Source organism: Paenibacillus silviterrae (genome assembly GCF_030167925.1).
Taxonomy (GTDB): domain Bacteria; phylum Bacillota; class Bacilli; order Paenibacillales; family NBRC-103111; genus Paenibacillus_G; species Paenibacillus_G silviterrae.
Genome location: NZ_JASKUT010000001.1, coordinates 5,029,996 through 5,045,521, shown reverse-complemented (window position 1 = coordinate 5,045,521; position 15,526 = coordinate 5,029,996). Strand labels below are relative to the sequence as shown.

The window sequence follows — 15,526 nt, the reverse complement described above, 5'->3', positions numbered from 1 at the left end:
CCCTGTTTATGATCGTGTGGGGAAGCAAGCTCATTCGCTTTGGGCGTTGAACTAATTTTGACTCGTTTGTTTGCTATACCCCCAATGCTTGTCTCAATACTGCCGCAGCATTCAGATTGCCTCTCTCCTCTGCCAGAGCTAATGCTGTGACACCGTCTTCTTGCCTAGCATGAACATCCGCTCCATGATCAAGCAGCAGACGGATCATCTCGACGTTATCGTCATGAAATGCAGCAGAATGCAAACAGGTATGCCCGTTGCTATCAAATACCGTGGTCGAAGCGTTGTGTGCCAGAAGCAGCTTCAGCAGCACCATGTTTCTTTCTCCCGCAATGGCTGCGTGTAACGCGGTGTTGGACGGGATATAGCTTAACTTCGACTGGGACAAAGCATTCACATCGGCTCCATATTGCAGCAGCAGTCTGGCGGCATCGGTTTGACCGAAATGGGCGGCAAACCCCAGCGGTGCTAACCCATCCGGATTGACAGTGTTGGCAAGAGCAGGATTCTGGTCCAGATGAGCTTTCATGACTTCCGTTTCACCGTTGCGAACGGCTGTGAAAAACTCGACGATCATTCGGTAACCTCCATCGGTTCATTTTTGTAGCCTTAGATAGGAAGTGCTGAATTGAAGCTATTCCAAGCAAGATAAATGCAAAGTAACGCAGCGCCGAAAAAGATACCGGAAATTTTCAGATTTCTTCGCAGCTTCCACCCGTAGGAGCAAAAAAAGACAGCGGCAGCTAATTTAGCATAGCCCTGATAATGAGGGTCATAGTGAAAGAAGGAACTGCTGAAAATAACGGAAGAGAGCAAAGAGGCCGCGATAACCGTTTGAAACCACCAAGGCTCTTTCAAAAACTGTCTATACATGAGCTTTATCCTTTGCATGACCTCAGCAGCCCTTTCTCCACCGATTTCTTACCCCTTTTCGATTCTCGATATTTTCCACTCGTTCTTTTTCTTCACCAGTGTTAGAATGACGACCTCTTTGGAGACGCGGTTGCCATGATCCAGCGAGCGAAAGCCATCGTTAAATTGAATGTTCACTTCTACTTCAGCATAGTTATGACGAATTTGCAGAAACTCCGTTGACTGTTGAATCAACTTGCCGATATAGAGGGATTCCTTAGCAAGAAGAGCCTCAGCGGTGCTTCCCCGCTCTGTTAAGCCGGTAGCTTCCTCCTTATGGTTCTCTTGCTGCAGCGCGGAAAAAAACAAGTCCACAACGGTTTTGATTCGAGCTTGCTCTTCCTTTTGGGAAGAGCACCCTGCTGTTGCTCCCAGGAGCAAAAGTAAGATGACAGCGAAGCATATAAAGTATTGGCAGGCTGCCGGATGGAACATGCGCTTACGTGCCATTCCCATTCCTCCGTTGCACCCGCTCCATACTCGCAAGCTGCTTCGGCAGCAAGCCATAATACCTTTTGAAGCTTTTAATAAAATGGGATTGATCATAGTAGCCGTAATTCACAGCAGCCTCCGTCAAGCTGGAATAGTTGCCGCTATGTAGCTCCTGCAGCATACATTGAAAACGGACAATCCCGAGCATCTCCTTCGGGCTCACACCCAGCTCCTGCGCAAAAACTCTTCTAACATGCCGTTCGCTATAACCCAGCTTCTCCGCCAGTAGCGAGCCAGTCATGTTCCCTTTACAAAAATACATCGATTTCATGCCCGCTTGAATCAACGAACCGGTTGAAAGGTCGGCAAGGGACAACAACTGCTTCAGTTGGGATTCCATTATCGTAATCATATCGGAAACAGCCTTCGCCGTGACCAATGCTTCCGCCATACGTAGTCCAGCGGCTCCCCAGATCTCTTCCAAATATACATGATGGCTCAAGAACGCCGATACCGGGCATTTCAAAATGCGATCGGCCGTTTCCGTATAAAGCCGGACCCCGAACAAGGACTCCGCGCGGGAAAGACTCATCACCTCGTACCGGGTCATCAGTCCCGTGATAAAGGCTGCCTTGGACGAGGAAAATGAACGGCGGTTAACGATAATATCCACGCAACCATCGGGAATGATTCGGTGCAGCATATGTCCATGGCCTGAATGAACATCCAAACTCCAGTAACAGGCGACAAAGGGAGCCAGCTTCCCGCTTGGCGCATATTCGCGGTAGCTGTAGCCCGGCTGCTGCAGCTCCTTCTGCAACCCGGGGGGCTGTATAGGACGATAACCGTGTAAAAGGTTCACCGAATGACCACCTTGCCAGCAGTGCGCTGTATAGTTATGTATTACACTACCACAGCTCTTCGACAGCCACAATATGGAAAACGAAAAGGAACCGCCTCCCTTAATGGAAGCGGCTCCCGACTTGGTTTCTACGCAAATTCATTCAGCTTCTCGGGAATCCAGTCTCTTACACCGTTATCTTCAATAATGCCTAAGACCACATCGGTAATATCCGGATCCGCCATTAATCTATCTTGAACGCGGAATTTGATATCGTCGGCATCGGCTAAAGACAAGCCTTTGCGTAATTCGATCATCGCATCCACGTGATAGTAACGTCCTTCTTGCGTGATTCGAATGCTGTTAATGTCGGTTACGTCTTTATCCGACAGGATGATCCTTGTCACCTTGTCGGCAATATCACGGGGAGCAGCTACCCCAATGAGGCCGACCATATTGTCGTATCCCACCCGGAAGGCGACACCCACCATCAGAAAGCCGATCAGCATCGTAACGACACCGTCAACAGCGTACACAGCGGTTAGTGATGTAATCAATACCGCAGCCATCGCCAGTAATGCTCCCGTTACGGCTACGAGATCCTCGTAGAAAACCAGTCGGGTCGGAGGCGCAGCTCGTCCCACATGCTTGAAGGAAGCTGCCATATAACCCCATCCCTGAGTCTCTACCCGGGCTTCCTTAACAATTTCCTTCATCGCCTTCAGCAGAATGGCACCGTCAATCAGAAGATTCAGCAGCAGGATGAATACGTTCAGCCAAAAAGCTCCGCCTCCGCCTGCCGGATGCTGCAGTAAATGCCAGCCTTCGCGAATCGTCTCGTATGCCATAATGGTAACAACAATGACGGCAATCATACAGAAGATGTTAATCACACGACCGAAGCCCGTCGGGAATTTGCGGGTCGGCTTTTTCTCGGCAAGCACGCTTCCTACGAATACAAAGCCTTGGTTGATGCTATCCGCCAGCGAATGCATGGCCGACGCAAACATGGCGCCGCTTCCGCTAAAAGCAGCTCCGATGCCTTTCGCAACAGCGATAACGGCATTTCCTACCATGGCCACCGCGGAAGATTTGTTACCTTTCTTGATCAATTGCAGTACATTTTCTCGTTCGGGTTCCGGGTCCATTGTTCCTCCTGAATTTTGTGTAAAATAACTCGCTCAGCATTCATGTATTATGCCTTGCATTTAAACTCAATATGAAAATTATACGTGTGAAGGAGGCAAGAAGTTTCATCGTTATTTTTGATACCTATCCGAGCTCTTGGTATAATCAAGAATCATCTTACATAAGAGGTGGAACATCTTTTGCCAAAAAAAGCAAAGTATATTATTGGTACAGCATTGGTTATTTGGCTGCTATTTTTTATTACGGACTTTTCCCTTGCAAAAGTAAATAAATCCCCTATCTTCTCAGTTCCCGTAGTCATGTACAAAGACGGCGGTTCCGCAGAATACTATGGCCTGGGATATAAAGTTATTAAATACGTTAATCTAGATGCCGAGAAAGGATCGGAGGTAGTAAGAGTCGATATGGGTACTTGGTTTATAAGATTTAAGCCTTCCGAGAAGTAAAAGGAAGCCGCCCGCAATATACATTGGGCGGCGTACACTTTATCTATATATGCTCGATCTTGATCAAATTCGTGCTGCCCGACTCTCCTACCGGCACGCCTGCGGAGATCACCACGAGATCGCCCTCGCTCACCAGCCCGGTGCCCCGTCCCTTGACAAGAGCGGCTTGAATCATCTCATCCGTCGACTTCACACGCTCACCCAGTACCGGCGTCACGCCCCACACCAGACTTAGGCGCCGAACCACCCGCTCATCCGGTGTCACCGCAATAATCGGAGCCGAAGGACGATACTTGGACACCATCCGGGCCGAGAATCCGCTCTCGGTCGGCGTTATAATCGCCTTGGCTTGCAGTCCCAAGGAGGCGCCTACGGCCGCCTGGCTTACTACCTCCGTCACGTTCGTCTTCTGCACGGCGCTCTTCGTGCGAAGAAGCTCCTCGTAGGGCAGCATCGACTCCGCCTTTTCCGCGATGGATGCCATCGTTTGCACCGACTCTACAGGATATTTCCCCGCAGCCGTTTCACCGGACAGCATCAGCACGTCGGTTCCATCCAGCACCGCATTCGCTACGTCGCTCGCCTCCGCACGTGTCGGACGCGGGTTGGACTGCATCGAATCCAGCATGTGCGTAGCCGTAATGACCGGCTTGCCGGCCAGATTGCTCTTGTGAATCATTTGCTTCTGCACAAGCGGGACATCCTCAACCGGAATCTCTACGCCGAGATCGCCCCGTGCCACCATCAAGCCGTCCGATGCCTCCAGGATGCGGTCCAGCTCGTCTACTCCTTCTTCGTTCTCAATCTTGGAAATGATCTGCACATGGCCGGCTCCGAGCTCCTCCAGCATACGCCGAACCTCAAGCACGTCCTCGGCTTTCCGTACGAAGGACATCGCAATAATGTCGACCTGCTGCTCGACTCCGAATCGGATGTGCATCACATCCCGCTCCGTTACCCCCGGAAGCGACGTCTTTACACCCGGCAGATTCACGCCCTTGCGCGCTTTGATCTTGCCTCCGTTCAGGATGCGGCAGTGAATCTCCGTTCCCTCTATCGACTCCACGCGAAGCTCGATCAAGCCGTCATCGATCAAAATCCGCGAGCCCTCACGCACGTCCTTCGTCAGCCCGTCATAAGAAACCGATATCCGCCCCGCATCTCCCGTTATTTGCTCTGTCGTCAGCGTCAGCGATGCGCCGGTCTGCAATTCGTAGGCCGGCTCCTGCAGCAGTCCCGTACGAATCTCCGGGCCTTTAATGTCCAGCAGAATCGCCACGGGAGCACCAAGCTCCGCTGCGGCCTGCCGAACCCGCTCGATTCGGCCCTTATGCTCATCAAGGTCTCCATGTGCCAAATTCAACCGGGCTACGCTCATTCCCGCGCGAATCATATCCTTCAATACAGGCACGGAATCGCAAGCCGGTCCCATCGTACAAATGATTTTCGTTTTACGCATCGTCATCACAGCCTCCACGGAATACTTATTTGCGCTTATTGTACTCCGACATAAATCGACTGACTATGAATAATAGCACACTAATTGTATAATAGTACGATAATTATAAGAACGAAGAAGGGACTCCCTCCGATGCTTCAAATGAATTCGGTTCACTATCACAAGGGAAGCAGCTGGTATGAAGAAGCCGACAGCGGGGCTGAGACCTGGCAGCTCGTGCTGATGTGTTACGGGAAATGCGTCTATTGGTTCGGCCAGCAGAAGCTCGTGCTGGGGAAGGGCGACCTTCTCCTCATTCCGCCCCATACGGTCTTCTACGGCAAAAGCATTCCTACCGTATCGCACGAAAAATATGCCGCAGCCTTCCTTCCGCAGGAATCGGCAATAGCACTGCCGATGCTTCTTGGAACGGACCCGCTGCACTTTCGGACCGGCATGTTCGAGCTGCTGCATGAACGGTTTCGCTCCCTGCATGCGGAAGCGCAGCACGCCAACGTTTACAGCGGGACCATGTGTGTGGCGATCCTGCTGGAGCTTCTTGCACATGCCAACCGGGAAGCGGATCGTTCTCTTGCGCAATCCAATTCGGTTAAACACCGACATGTGGAGCAAATGAAGGGGTACATTCAGAACCATTACCGCGAGAAAATCACCAAGGACAACCTGGGCGCCGTCATCGAGAAGAGCCCGAATCATGCCGCGGCCGTGTTCAGCGAGGTCACCGGGCAAACCATCGGCGAGTTCACTTATGCCCTCCGGGTGAAAACCGCCGTCTACCTGCTGCAGCACTCGCAGATGACCGTTCAAGATATCGCGGATTATTTGGGCTTCTGCGATTCCTCCTATTTTCACCGGGTGTTCAAGCGCCATACCGGCCGGACGCCGTCGTATTATCTGAAGGACCGGGAACCGCCGGTTTACTAAGTTGGCGGGTTTACCCCCTGTGTATCAGCTGCTCCCGCTTCGGTCCGACGGAAATCATCCGGATCGGTACGCCGATCCGTCTTTCGATGTGCAGAACATACTCTTGTGCCTCCGTCGGAAGCTCTTCGAAGCGCCGAGCCCCGGAGATGTCGCAGCCCCAGCCGGGCAGCGTTTCCCAGACAGGCTCAGCCCTTTCCAGCACTGCGGTTACCGGGAATTCGCGAACCGTTACTCCGTCTACCTTGTAGGCCGTACAAATCGGAATCTCCTTCCGGTATCCCAGCACGTCCAGATTCGTCAGCGCAACCTCCGTTGCTCCTTGAAGCCTGCAGCCGTACCTTGTGGCGACCGCATCGAACCATCCCATGCGGCGAGGCCGACCTGTGGTGACGCCATACTCCCCGGCATCGCCGCCTCTTTCTCGCAGCTCTGCAGCTTCCTCCCCGTGCAGCTCCGTTACGAACAGCCCCTCCCCTGCACAGCTGGAGTAAGCCTTGGTCACGGCTATCACCCGATTGATTGCATAAGGAGGCAGACCCGCCCCAACCGACGCATACCCTGCCAAGGTAGAGGAGGAGGTGGAATGCGGATAAATCCCATGATCCGGATCCCGCAGCGCCCCCAGCTGTCCCTCGACGACAAGGTGCTGCCCGCGATCGATAGCGTCATGCAAGAGGACCGTCGTATCGCAGACATGAGGCTTGATTTGCTCCACAGCCTGTTGAAGCGCCGCCACGACTTCATCTGCCGCGATCGGCGGCCTGCCGTAGAGATGCTGCAAAAGCACGTTTTTGGCCGTAAGTGCAGCTTCGACTCGCTGTGCCAGCCGTTTCTCCGCATAAAGATCCGCAACCTGGATACCCAGCTTCAAAAATTTATCCGCATAGAAAGGAGCGATCCCCTTCTTGGTCGAACCGAACCGGCGGTCGCCCAGCCTCTCCTCCTCCAAAGCATCGAAGAGCAGATGGTACGGCATAACCACCTGAGCCCGGTCGGAGATTTTTAAGTTCGGATCCGGCACTCCCCGCAAATGCAGCTCCTCCCGCTCCTGTAAGAAATCGTTCAGATTCAGTGCCGTTCCCGGTCCGATGACATTCGTGACTCCGGAATAGAACACCCCGGATGGGATCATGTGCAGGGCAAACTTGCCATACTCGTTGATAATGGTATGCCCCGCATTGCTTCCCCCTTGGTACCTCACCACATAGTCTGCTTCTGCGGCTAAGACATCCGTGATTTTCCCCTTCCCTTCATCTCCCCAATTCGCCCCTACAACCGCTGTTACTCCCATATGTCGGCGCCCTCCTTAGGCTTGTGATCTGATGCTACACCACTTATTATAATAAGCGATATGATATTATAATAATGAATAATGGTTATATCAGATATAAAGTGAGTTGATATCATAATGATTGAGCATATGGACTGGTATCGTGTCTTCTACCATACCGCCAAGGCGGGAAGCCTGTCGAAAGCGGCGGAGGAGCTGTATATCACACAGCCTGCCGTAACCCATACTATCAAGCAGCTGGAGGCGAAGCTCGGAGGGCAGCTCTTTTTCCGTACGCCCCGAGGGGTCAGGCTGACCGCCGAAGGTGAGGTGCTGCTCACCTACATTGAGCAGGCGTATCATCTGATCGCGAACGGGGAGAAGAAGCTGGCCGAGCTGCACCAGCTGACCAGCGGGGAAATCACCATCGGAGCAGGCGACACCCTCTGCCGTCATGTTTTGCTGCCCCACCTGGAGCGGTTTCACGATTTGTACCCGGATGTGAAAATTCGCGTTACGAACCGTACTTCCTTGGAAACGGTAGAGCTGCTGAAGCAGGGACGGATCGATCTTGGGATCGTCAATCTCCCGCTCCATGACAAGGGCATCAAGCTGAGGGAATGCGGAACCGTTCAAGATTGCTTCGTCGTGGGGGACAAGTACAGGCATCTTGCGGATTCTCCATGGAGCTGGGAAAGCTTCCTGAGCTGTCCCTTGATTTTGCTGGAGGAAGGCAGCAGCAGCCGCGCCTATATCGACCGATATCTCCAGGCTCAAGGCGTCTATATGAAGCCGGAGCTTGAACTCGGCAGCATCGAGCTGCTGATGGAGTATGCCCGGGCAGGGTTCGGCGCCGCCTGTGTGGTGAAGGATTTTATTCGGCAGGAGCTGACGGACGGATCGTTGGTGGAGCTCCCGCTCGAGCCGCCGATTCCCCCGCGAAGCATCGGCATCGCCACGCTAAGCGATGTGCCGCTCTCCGCCGCAGCAAAGAAGTTTATTGAAATGATCGGGTAATATCACAGCCCAAAAAGCCTGCCGCTCCAAGGAGCGACAGGCTCTTCCATTCCTCGCTTACATATACACCGGCTTCACGCAGACCGGCTTCGACACTTCCACGGAACGACCCGTTGCCGTCAATCGGCCCTCGTCCCCGATCCGGAAGATCACCAGATTGTTCGAATCGCGATTCGCCGCAAACAGGTGACGGCCGCCCGGTGTCAGGGCGAAATGCCGAGGATGTCCGCCGCCGCTCGATACATGCTGAAGCAACGTCAGGCGGCCGCTGGCGGCATCGATAGCAAAGACCGCGATGCTGTCATGCCCCCGATTCGAGCCGTAAAGGTACTTGCCGTCCGCCGAAACAGCCACTTCCGCCGTTGTATTCTCGCCCTGGAAATCCGAAGGCAGCGTGGAAACCGCCTCGATCGTCTCCAGTGTGCCGCTCGCGCTGTCGTAACGGAACGCAGTCACGGTCGAATCCACCTCGTTGATCACATAGACGAACTCCCCGCTTGGATGAAACGCCATATGCCGGGGACCGGCGCCAGGGTGCAGCGCAGTGTCCCGCTCGAATACAAGCTCCCCGCGCTCCGGATTCACGGAATACGCGCGAATCCGATCGATCCCCAGATCCGCGATCAGCACATAGCGATTATCCGGCGTGAAGGTGGCGGAATGAGGGTGCGGCTGCTTCTGGCGGCTTGGATTCGCGCCTTGCCCTTCATGCCGCTTCACATCCAGCGGCTCTCCGATACGGCCGTCCTCCGTCAGACTCATCAGTCCTACCTTCGCCCCGTGATAGCTGGACAGCACGATATAACGGTCCGAGGCGTCCCGCTGAATATGACACAGGGGCGTGTCCACTCCGGTGACGCGGTTCAGCTCTTGAAGCTTTCCTTCCTCCGACAGCTCAAGGGCAACCGCCACTCCGGTTTTGCCGCCCTCGGCGCTAACCCCCTCCGCGATGGAGTACACTCTCCGGCGGGGCACATCCACATTCAGGAAGGTCGGGTTCTGCAGACCGGCTGTTCGGTCCAGCAGGGTCAGCTCTTCCCGCTCCTCATCGAATGAATAAACATACACGCCGCTGTCGGAAGCCTCCGCGTATGAGCCTACCAACACAAGCATCCTTTGCTTACTGCCGCTCATGTTCATCCTCCTTGTCGCAACACAGCTTTTCCCCTAACTGTACACTGTTGTTTTTTGGAAATCAACCCGATTATGCTATAATCACGGACAAAACCTAATTCGAATCGGAGGCTTACATTATGCTTAGCTTTGAAGAGAAACTTAACGTCATTTCCGCCTTCCCCGAACTGGAAAGAAGAAACGTATCGCTGGGACGCGTGAACTTCCACTACGAAGACAGCGTCTACGAGAAGAAAACCGTTGTTTATCATCTGCATCCGAACGGCAACGGCTTCGTCTATGTGGGACAGCTGCCGGGTTTTGCGGAGGAAGCGGACGACAAAGGCTTTGTGAACATCCGCGACTACGACGCCGAGCAACTTCGTACCCTTGTCGCGCGGTCGATCCGTTCGCTCTCCCCCGGAATCACGGAGGAAGCGGATGCGGAGGAGGGCCCTACCGAGCATCAGCTCTGGAAAGGGCCGGACGAGCAGACGCTGACCGTATACTACGAGGACGAGCTCTGGTATGTTTTCTCCGGAGAAATTCTTGAATCCGCCTTCGAAACCTATGAGGAAGTGGAGGAGTATATGGCGGAGGAAGGCTTCACCTTAGCCTAAGCAGGAAAAAGGCCGACCCCTTTAATAGGACAGGTCGGCCATCTCCTCCAGCCTCTCGATCTGACGGCATATCTCATGCTGCCATTCCGTATCTCTCGTCATGGAAGCGGCTAAAGACAAATTATAAAGTCCGGCGAGCTTTCTCGCATATACCGCGTTGTAATGCAAACAAGCCGAGAGCTCGGCCTCTTCCGAATCCGTCAAACCCCTTTGACGCTCCAGCGTCCATAGCTCCGCCATTCTCCAGTGAACCGAAAGCATCCGCAGACCCCCCTACCAGCTGTTCTAGTTTCCTAGTATAGGCAACCGGCAGCCGGCTTAGACAGACAACTCCGAAGTTTAGTACTCATACTCCCGGTTCATCATTTCCTCTTCCACAATCGCCTGCAAATCGTGCATCGTAATAAACAGCAGCTGGTAGCCTCCGCCTTGGAGCATCCTTGCTTCGCCGAGCTGCTTCATAAAGCGGGGAGAGCTTTCCGGATGGGCCTCCGCATCGTACAGGAGCAGCAGCGCATCGGAGTTTCGGATGAGGAATTTGTTCGCTTGGGAGAACTGCCAAGGCCCCTTGTACTCCTCCTTCGAAACCGAATCCACGAAGTCGGCGCTTCTCACAATCGTATTGTAGTATTCCTTCTTGTCCTCATTCCATTTCTCCGTCATCGACAGAAACGGAGTGATCACGGCCAGCTTCAGCTGGCCATACTCCCGCTTCAAATCATGCACCACCTCTCCAGCCCACAATTCCGTTCCCCATTGGCCTGTGATAATGACCCATTCCAGGCCGTCTTCGATGTGAGCGAGAAGCGTGTTGCGGATCGCTTTTTTGATATAAGGTATGGCTGCATGCTTATTATTAAAAATACCGAGCTCATTCGCCTTGTAGCCCGAAATGATTAGCCGTTTCATCCTGCATGACCTTCTTCTGAAAGAATGGCGGAAGACGCCGCTCCGCACTCCCCTCAATATACCCAACCTCCGATGAAAAAGCCACCTGCCGTTCGGGCCATTTGCGGCCGGCCTCTCTCCGCTTTCTTGACAGCCGTAAGCTGCCATGCCATATTGAACTCATTACATAGCCTGATCAGGTAAACGGAGGAGCACGGTAGCGATGAGAACGGAAGAACAGATCAAGCGGAAGCTGAACGAGCTAGTTATGCAAAAGAAGGCGCTGGAAGCCGTAATGGATGCAGACGGGCAAAAGGAAGGACTTCAGAGCCAAATCGACCGGCTGGAGCAGTCCATTCTCCTGCTGGAATGGGTGCTGAACGCACCGATGGGCAGCTACCACGTTTAGGTTCAACACCCAGCTTAAGCAACCCGCCCGCCGAACAAGACGAAAGGACCTGTCGAGTGCAGCTTTGCCTCGTACAGGTCCTTTTCGTTTATTGCTCTTTGGTGATGTGATAGGTAGCCCGCTCGGTAGTAATCTGTAAGGCTTCTCCCTGCAAAGACCCTTCCCAATCGCCGAGCAGCGGAATCTCATAGGCCTCGTCGGGAAGCGGAGGCTGCTCCGCACCGTTCAGCACGGTTCCGCTGCCGAGCAGAATCAATTTTTCCTTCGCCAGGTACTCATCGGTTTGGTTCTGAAAATGATCCGTATAAGACACGTCCTTCAGTTCTACCCGTGTCAGATCCGTGTCATCGGTTTCCCGCTTCTCGATCAGCAGTGTCTCCCCTTTGCAGGATAAGAGCCAATCGGTAATTTCATTACGATCCGTCATATTGTTACCTCCTCCAAGTTCGTTCATTGCTCGGGATTGTCATGCGGCAGCTCGAATTCGGGGGGAAGCGCTTGCTCCTCAGCCCTTACGTCTGCAATGACATTCGACCTATGCGCGGTTACGTGCAGCACTTCAGCCGCTGCGTTTGTCCCGTTGCTTTGTTGCGATGACTCGTCCGCCAACTGAATTCACGCCCTTCTCTGATCTCGCGTTAGTTATCCCACAAACTCCGCCGTTTTAGCCGGCTCGTCCTTCCAGTAGCTTCCGTCCCCGAACTGCTCACGGCAAACTTCGTGAAGAGATTGCAGCATCTCCGTGAAGTCTCGCAGGTCACAGGTATGGAACGTATCGGAGATGCTTCGATTTTCTTCTGTCACTTGATAGGAATGAAGCTCAAGGCATCCATCCCAACGGACATTCACATCGAAGCGCCGGTCCATGGTTTCCAGCTCCATAGCAGCGGTTCCTCCGTCGTCCCGTTTATGTATCGTTTTGATATTCCACATCGCAAAGACTCCCTCCGTTAGGTAAACTCTTCCGGTTAGTATGAACCAATCAGCTCCTTCCTATGAATGGCGCCAGGGAACGGGGACAGCCGGCGGGCGCTTGCCGTGGCCACAGCAAGCGCCTTTCCTTCATTAAATGACGAAATCCAAAACCTGTTCGTAGGGCAAATACGCCCGGTTCCCTCTCATCGACGGCGCGTATACATGGACGGACAGCGACCTGACGGCGTGCGGATTTTGCAGCTGATGGATTTGCCACTTGGGTGCATAAAGGAAGTGCTCACGGACTACCGGGTGTTCAGCTTGCAGATGGGGATATCCATAGCTATCCAGCTTGTAAATACAGTTCATGACCGCGCCCTCCACCACCATCGCACAGCCGCTCGATTCGCCATGGTCGTGAATTCTCGTCTCACCGCCGGGCGGCAGATGAATAAGGATAACATCCACCTCTTCGTTCTGGTAAAGCACAGTACGTCCGTAGCTGAGCTCACCGGGGTCGGATACATGTTCCTCCAGCTCTTCTGCGGTCAATTTCAGACTTTGAATCAGCGCCCGAATCTCATGAGGGGTAGGCTTTGTTACACCGGCGAACGTCGCTTCTATTCTTTTGATCAGCTCCACGGCTGCATCCTCTCCAATCATTCATAATATTTGCTTTCGATTTACATAAGAATTACTTATAAATGGATCGCGCTTCTGCCCTCCTGTTGGTTGCTTGCCTCTTGTCATCTTATAAATACTATGTATTCCTGGAAGCCTCCGGTGGTGCTTGTCCTCAGCATCTAAGTTGCAGCAGGGGAATGTGGAAATTGGTAAGGTGTATTGGTCCGCGGGGAAGCAAGAGGATTGAACCTCTTGAGAAGATCCGTGCTGAAGTAATATTCAAACGTCCGGTATCAGCTCCCTGCCTGAGCCTTCGTTCAGGACGAAGAAGGCACGCAGGCAGTACAGATGAACACCGGACGATAGGTAGCATGTCTTTATTTGATTTTGAAAATGGAGACGGAGTCGTTCAATTCTTCAGCCAGTTGGGCTAGCGATTGCGAAGTTGCTGCCGTTTCCTCTGATGCAGCCGCCGCCTCTTGGCTGGCAGACGAGATACTTTCTATAGAATGCATCACTTTGTTCGTTTGTCCGGCTTGCTCCTCGCAAGCGGCGGCGATTTCGCCTACCCTTTGTTCCGACTCGTTAATCATACCGATAATTTTCTTGAATGCCTCCCCTGTTTCCTGGGATTGTCTGACCCCTTCGAACACAGCTTTAGCGCTCTTATGCGTATTCTCTTGCATGACTTTGATGATAGCCGTAATTTGCTTCGTTGCTGCACTGCTGCGTTCGGCCAGCTTTCTAACTTCATCGGCCACGACCGCGAATCCTCTGCCCTGCTCACCCGCACGCGCCGCTTCTATTGCGGCGTTCAAAGCAAGCAAGTTCGTTTGCTCCGCAATTTCGTCGATGACCTCAATAATTTCACCGATTTTGACCGAGTCCTCCTCGAGAATCGACATCTGCGAGCTGACCTGATTCATGCTCTCTACCGAATTTTGAACGATAGTCCCGCCGTCATGCGCGATCGAGGTTGTCTTGGCAGCTAGCGCAGCCGCTTCTTCCGCATTCTCGGCAACGGAATTCATCGCAATCGACAATTCGGTAAACAACTCCTGCATATTCTGGGCAGCATGTGCCTGCGCAGAGCTTCCGCCCGCGATTTCCTCCGTCGTGGCGGAAATTTGCTGCGATGCAGCAGCGACACTTTGCGACGAATGAATCACGCCTCCGATCAACTCACGCAGCCGGTGAACCATCTGATTGACGGATGCAGACAGCTGTCCGAGTTCATCCTTAGAGCGAACCGGAACTTCCTGCATCAGATCGCCGTCTGCAATCCTTTCCGTAGTACTCGTAAGTACTCTCAATGGGCTTGTAATCGAACGAACCATCAGCAGTGCAACCAGGATGCCGATCACAATGGAGAAGACGATCACGATCAAGGTTGTAATTAGAATACCTTGGGTAGCTTGCGAGATTTCCGCCATTTCAATCGTCCCCACGATTTTCCAACCGGTTAACTTATTCGTGGTATACACAGCTCGTTTGCTTTGCCCTTGAAACACATAGTCAACCGTTCCTGAGTCCGCCCCGTAGAACTTTGATGATACGGCTTCATCGACGGCGGCACCTGCTGCTATAGTCGGGTGACTAATATATTTTTTATCTTTGTCCATAATGGTTACGTAACCGCGTTCGCCGATCGTATAGCCGTTGACGGTTTTCGCCAGCTCACTCAGATCCAGTGCGCCCCCAACTACACCAAAGCCATCATCGCTTGTTTTCGATACTTGAATGACGATATGCCCGGTGCTCGCCGAAACGGCGGGGTCGTCCACAATTGCGGTACCTTTGCTATCTCCAGCCTTGATAAACCACGACCGCTTGGTCGGGTCGTATCCGTCGTCATACTTCCGCTCGGGAGAAGTCAGCATGAGTTTCGTGTTCGTCGCGAAATAAACGGTTTCGAATTGGCTGTGTAAAGCTTTATATTGATCAAGCACTGCTTTTACTTTTACGCTTCCTGCTTGATCGACCATGGTTCCGTTGAGGTTCTTCCCGAGATAGTCCATGTCGGCTTTTCCCGTAGCAATCAGATTGTTAATTTGATTGTCCACATATTCAACATTTTCCGAAGCTTGGTGCATGATCTGCTCCGTCACGGCAGAGGCTGCCTTTTGATAGGAAAACCAGCCAATAGCTGCGGAAGGCAAAATCAGAACCACCATAAAAGCCGTAATCAATCGATTCTTTACTGACATTTTGAACATGTTTGTAGGCCTCTTTTCTTAGATGTTGTTATGTAAAATTGAACAGGGGAGCGTATCCCGAATCCTATTTTAGGCATAAAAAAACTGCTACCCCATTCGGAAAGGTGCAGTGGCTGGCTTCCTAAAATGGTAACTCGGCTGTCATGGCTAATAGCTTTAGACCCGTGGCTTTGCGTCGTTATCTTTCGATAAGTTTGCCCTTTTCAATTTTTATTAACTTATCCGTAAAAAAAACGAAAACGATCTTACGATGCTGCTAAATCCTTCATACACGTTACATCATTCGACATG

At 52.7% G+C, this 15,526-nt stretch carries 19 protein-coding genes and 1 riboswitch; of the genes, 5 read left to right on the top strand and 14 right to left on the bottom strand.

Annotated features, from left to right (window positions below):
* Positions 1 to 73 precede the first annotated feature (73 nt).
* The 4 genes from QMO62_RS23635 to QMO62_RS23620 all read right to left on the bottom strand — a co-directional run bounded on the left by QMO62_RS23635 (position 74) and on the right by QMO62_RS23620 (position 3,333).
* Positions 74 to 577 carry an ankyrin repeat domain-containing protein gene (locus tag QMO62_RS23635; protein ID WP_284644737.1) on the bottom strand — a complete coding sequence of 168 codons (504 nt, stop codon included), beginning with the start codon at positions 575 to 577 and terminating at the stop codon, positions 74 to 76.
* Positions 578 to 921: 344 nt separating this feature from the next.
* Positions 922 to 1,362, bottom strand: coding sequence for a hypothetical protein (locus QMO62_RS23630; protein ID WP_284644736.1), 441 nt, complete (start codon positions 1,360 to 1,362; stop codon positions 922 to 924).
* Positions 1,352 to 2,206, bottom strand: a complete 855-nt coding sequence (locus QMO62_RS23625; RefSeq protein ID WP_284644735.1) for a helix-turn-helix transcriptional regulator — start codon at positions 2,204 to 2,206, stop codon at positions 1,352 to 1,354. Before QMO62_RS23625 ends, QMO62_RS23630 begins: the two co-directional genes overlap by 11 nt.
* Positions 2,207 to 2,334: 128 nt before the next feature.
* Complete coding sequence (locus QMO62_RS23620) at positions 2,335 to 3,333, bottom strand: cation diffusion facilitator family transporter (protein ID WP_284644734.1); 999 nt, start codon at positions 3,331 to 3,333, stop codon at positions 2,335 to 2,337.
* A gap of 180 nt (positions 3,334 to 3,513) precedes the next feature.
* On the opposite strand from QMO62_RS23620, the gene QMO62_RS23615 reads away from it, so the two are divergent.
* Positions 3,514 to 3,780 carry a hypothetical protein gene (locus QMO62_RS23615; protein ID WP_284644733.1) on the top strand — a complete coding sequence of 89 codons (267 nt, stop codon included), beginning with the start codon at positions 3,514 to 3,516 and terminating at the stop codon, positions 3,778 to 3,780.
* A 43-nt stretch (positions 3,781 to 3,823) separates the two neighbouring features.
* Here the strand turns inward: QMO62_RS23615 and pyk are convergent, their stop codons facing one another.
* Entirely contained in the window at positions 3,824 to 5,239 is a 1,416-nt protein-coding gene (gene pyk / locus QMO62_RS23610; RefSeq protein WP_284644732.1) for a pyruvate kinase, read from the bottom strand.
* Positions 5,240 to 5,371: 132 nt separating this feature from the next.
* On the opposite strand from pyk, the gene QMO62_RS23605 reads away from it, so the two are divergent.
* Positions 5,372 to 6,163 carry a helix-turn-helix transcriptional regulator gene (locus tag QMO62_RS23605; protein WP_284644731.1) on the top strand — a complete coding sequence of 264 codons (792 nt, stop codon included), beginning with the start codon at positions 5,372 to 5,374 and terminating at the stop codon, positions 6,161 to 6,163.
* A 10-nt stretch (positions 6,164 to 6,173) separates the two neighbouring features.
* Here QMO62_RS23605 and QMO62_RS23600 read toward each other — a convergent pair whose 3' ends face one another.
* Positions 6,174 to 7,454, bottom strand: a complete 1,281-nt coding sequence (locus QMO62_RS23600; protein ID WP_284644730.1) for an adenylosuccinate synthase — start codon at positions 7,452 to 7,454, stop codon at positions 6,174 to 6,176.
* 117 nt (positions 7,455 to 7,571) lie between these two features.
* Here QMO62_RS23600 and QMO62_RS23595 point away from each other — a divergent pair, with 117 nt between their 5' ends.
* Positions 7,572 to 8,450, top strand: a complete 879-nt coding sequence (locus tag QMO62_RS23595; protein ID WP_284644729.1) for a LysR family transcriptional regulator — start codon at positions 7,572 to 7,574, stop codon at positions 8,448 to 8,450.
* 57 nt (positions 8,451 to 8,507) lie between these two features.
* Here the strand turns inward: QMO62_RS23595 and QMO62_RS23590 are convergent, their stop codons facing one another.
* Positions 8,508 to 9,584 (bottom strand): lactonase family protein, encoded by a 1,077-nt coding sequence (locus QMO62_RS23590; protein ID WP_284644728.1) that lies wholly within the window; start codon positions 9,582 to 9,584, stop codon positions 8,508 to 8,510.
* A 119-nt stretch (positions 9,585 to 9,703) separates the two neighbouring features.
* Between QMO62_RS23590 and QMO62_RS23585 the strand changes: the two genes are divergently transcribed.
* Complete coding sequence (locus QMO62_RS23585) at positions 9,704 to 10,183, top strand: hypothetical protein (RefSeq protein WP_284644727.1); 480 nt, start codon at positions 9,704 to 9,706, stop codon at positions 10,181 to 10,183.
* A 21-nt stretch (positions 10,184 to 10,204) separates the two neighbouring features.
* Here the strand turns inward: QMO62_RS23585 and QMO62_RS23580 are convergent, their stop codons facing one another.
* Both QMO62_RS23580 and QMO62_RS23575 read right to left on the bottom strand, forming a co-directional pair.
* Positions 10,205 to 10,444 carry a DUF7667 family protein gene (locus tag QMO62_RS23580; RefSeq protein WP_284644726.1) on the bottom strand — a complete coding sequence of 80 codons (240 nt, stop codon included), beginning with the start codon at positions 10,442 to 10,444 and terminating at the stop codon, positions 10,205 to 10,207.
* A gap of 78 nt (positions 10,445 to 10,522) precedes the next feature.
* A complete protein-coding gene (locus QMO62_RS23575) occupies positions 10,523 to 11,092 on the bottom strand; it encodes an SLOG family protein (protein ID WP_284644724.1) in 570 nt (189 codons plus the stop codon).
* A gap of 202 nt (positions 11,093 to 11,294) precedes the next feature.
* Between QMO62_RS23575 and QMO62_RS23570 the strand changes: the two genes are divergently transcribed.
* Positions 11,295 to 11,480 (top strand): hypothetical protein, encoded by a 186-nt coding sequence (locus QMO62_RS23570; RefSeq protein WP_284644723.1) that lies wholly within the window; start codon positions 11,295 to 11,297, stop codon positions 11,478 to 11,480.
* 88 nt (positions 11,481 to 11,568) lie between these two features.
* Here QMO62_RS23570 and ymzB read toward each other — a convergent pair whose 3' ends face one another.
* The 5 genes from ymzB to QMO62_RS23545 all read right to left on the bottom strand — a co-directional run bounded on the left by ymzB (position 11,569) and on the right by QMO62_RS23545 (position 15,235).
* Positions 11,569 to 11,907: a protein YmzB gene (gene ymzB, locus QMO62_RS23565; protein ID WP_284644722.1), complete on the bottom strand. Its 339-nt coding sequence runs from the start codon at positions 11,905 to 11,907 to the stop codon at positions 11,569 to 11,571.
* A 23-nt stretch (positions 11,908 to 11,930) separates the two neighbouring features.
* On the bottom strand, positions 11,931 to 12,089 hold the full coding sequence (locus QMO62_RS23560; RefSeq protein ID WP_284644721.1) for a hypothetical protein: 159 nt from the start codon (positions 12,087 to 12,089) through the stop codon (positions 11,931 to 11,933).
* A 33-nt stretch (positions 12,090 to 12,122) separates the two neighbouring features.
* Positions 12,123 to 12,413, bottom strand: a complete 291-nt coding sequence (locus tag QMO62_RS23555) for a hypothetical protein (RefSeq protein ID WP_284644720.1) — start codon at positions 12,411 to 12,413, stop codon at positions 12,123 to 12,125.
* 132 nt (positions 12,414 to 12,545) lie between these two features.
* Complete coding sequence (locus QMO62_RS23550) at positions 12,546 to 13,058, bottom strand: cysteine dioxygenase (RefSeq protein ID WP_284644719.1); 513 nt, start codon at positions 13,056 to 13,058, stop codon at positions 12,546 to 12,548.
* Positions 13,059 to 13,396: 338 nt separating this feature from the next.
* Positions 13,397 to 15,235 (bottom strand): methyl-accepting chemotaxis protein, encoded by a 1,839-nt coding sequence (locus tag QMO62_RS23545; protein WP_284644718.1) that lies wholly within the window; start codon positions 15,233 to 15,235, stop codon positions 13,397 to 13,399.
* A 125-nt stretch (positions 15,236 to 15,360) separates the two neighbouring features.
* A riboswitch (cyclic di-GMP riboswitch) is annotated at positions 15,361 to 15,444 on the bottom strand.
* Positions 15,445 to 15,526: the final 82 nt, after the last annotated feature.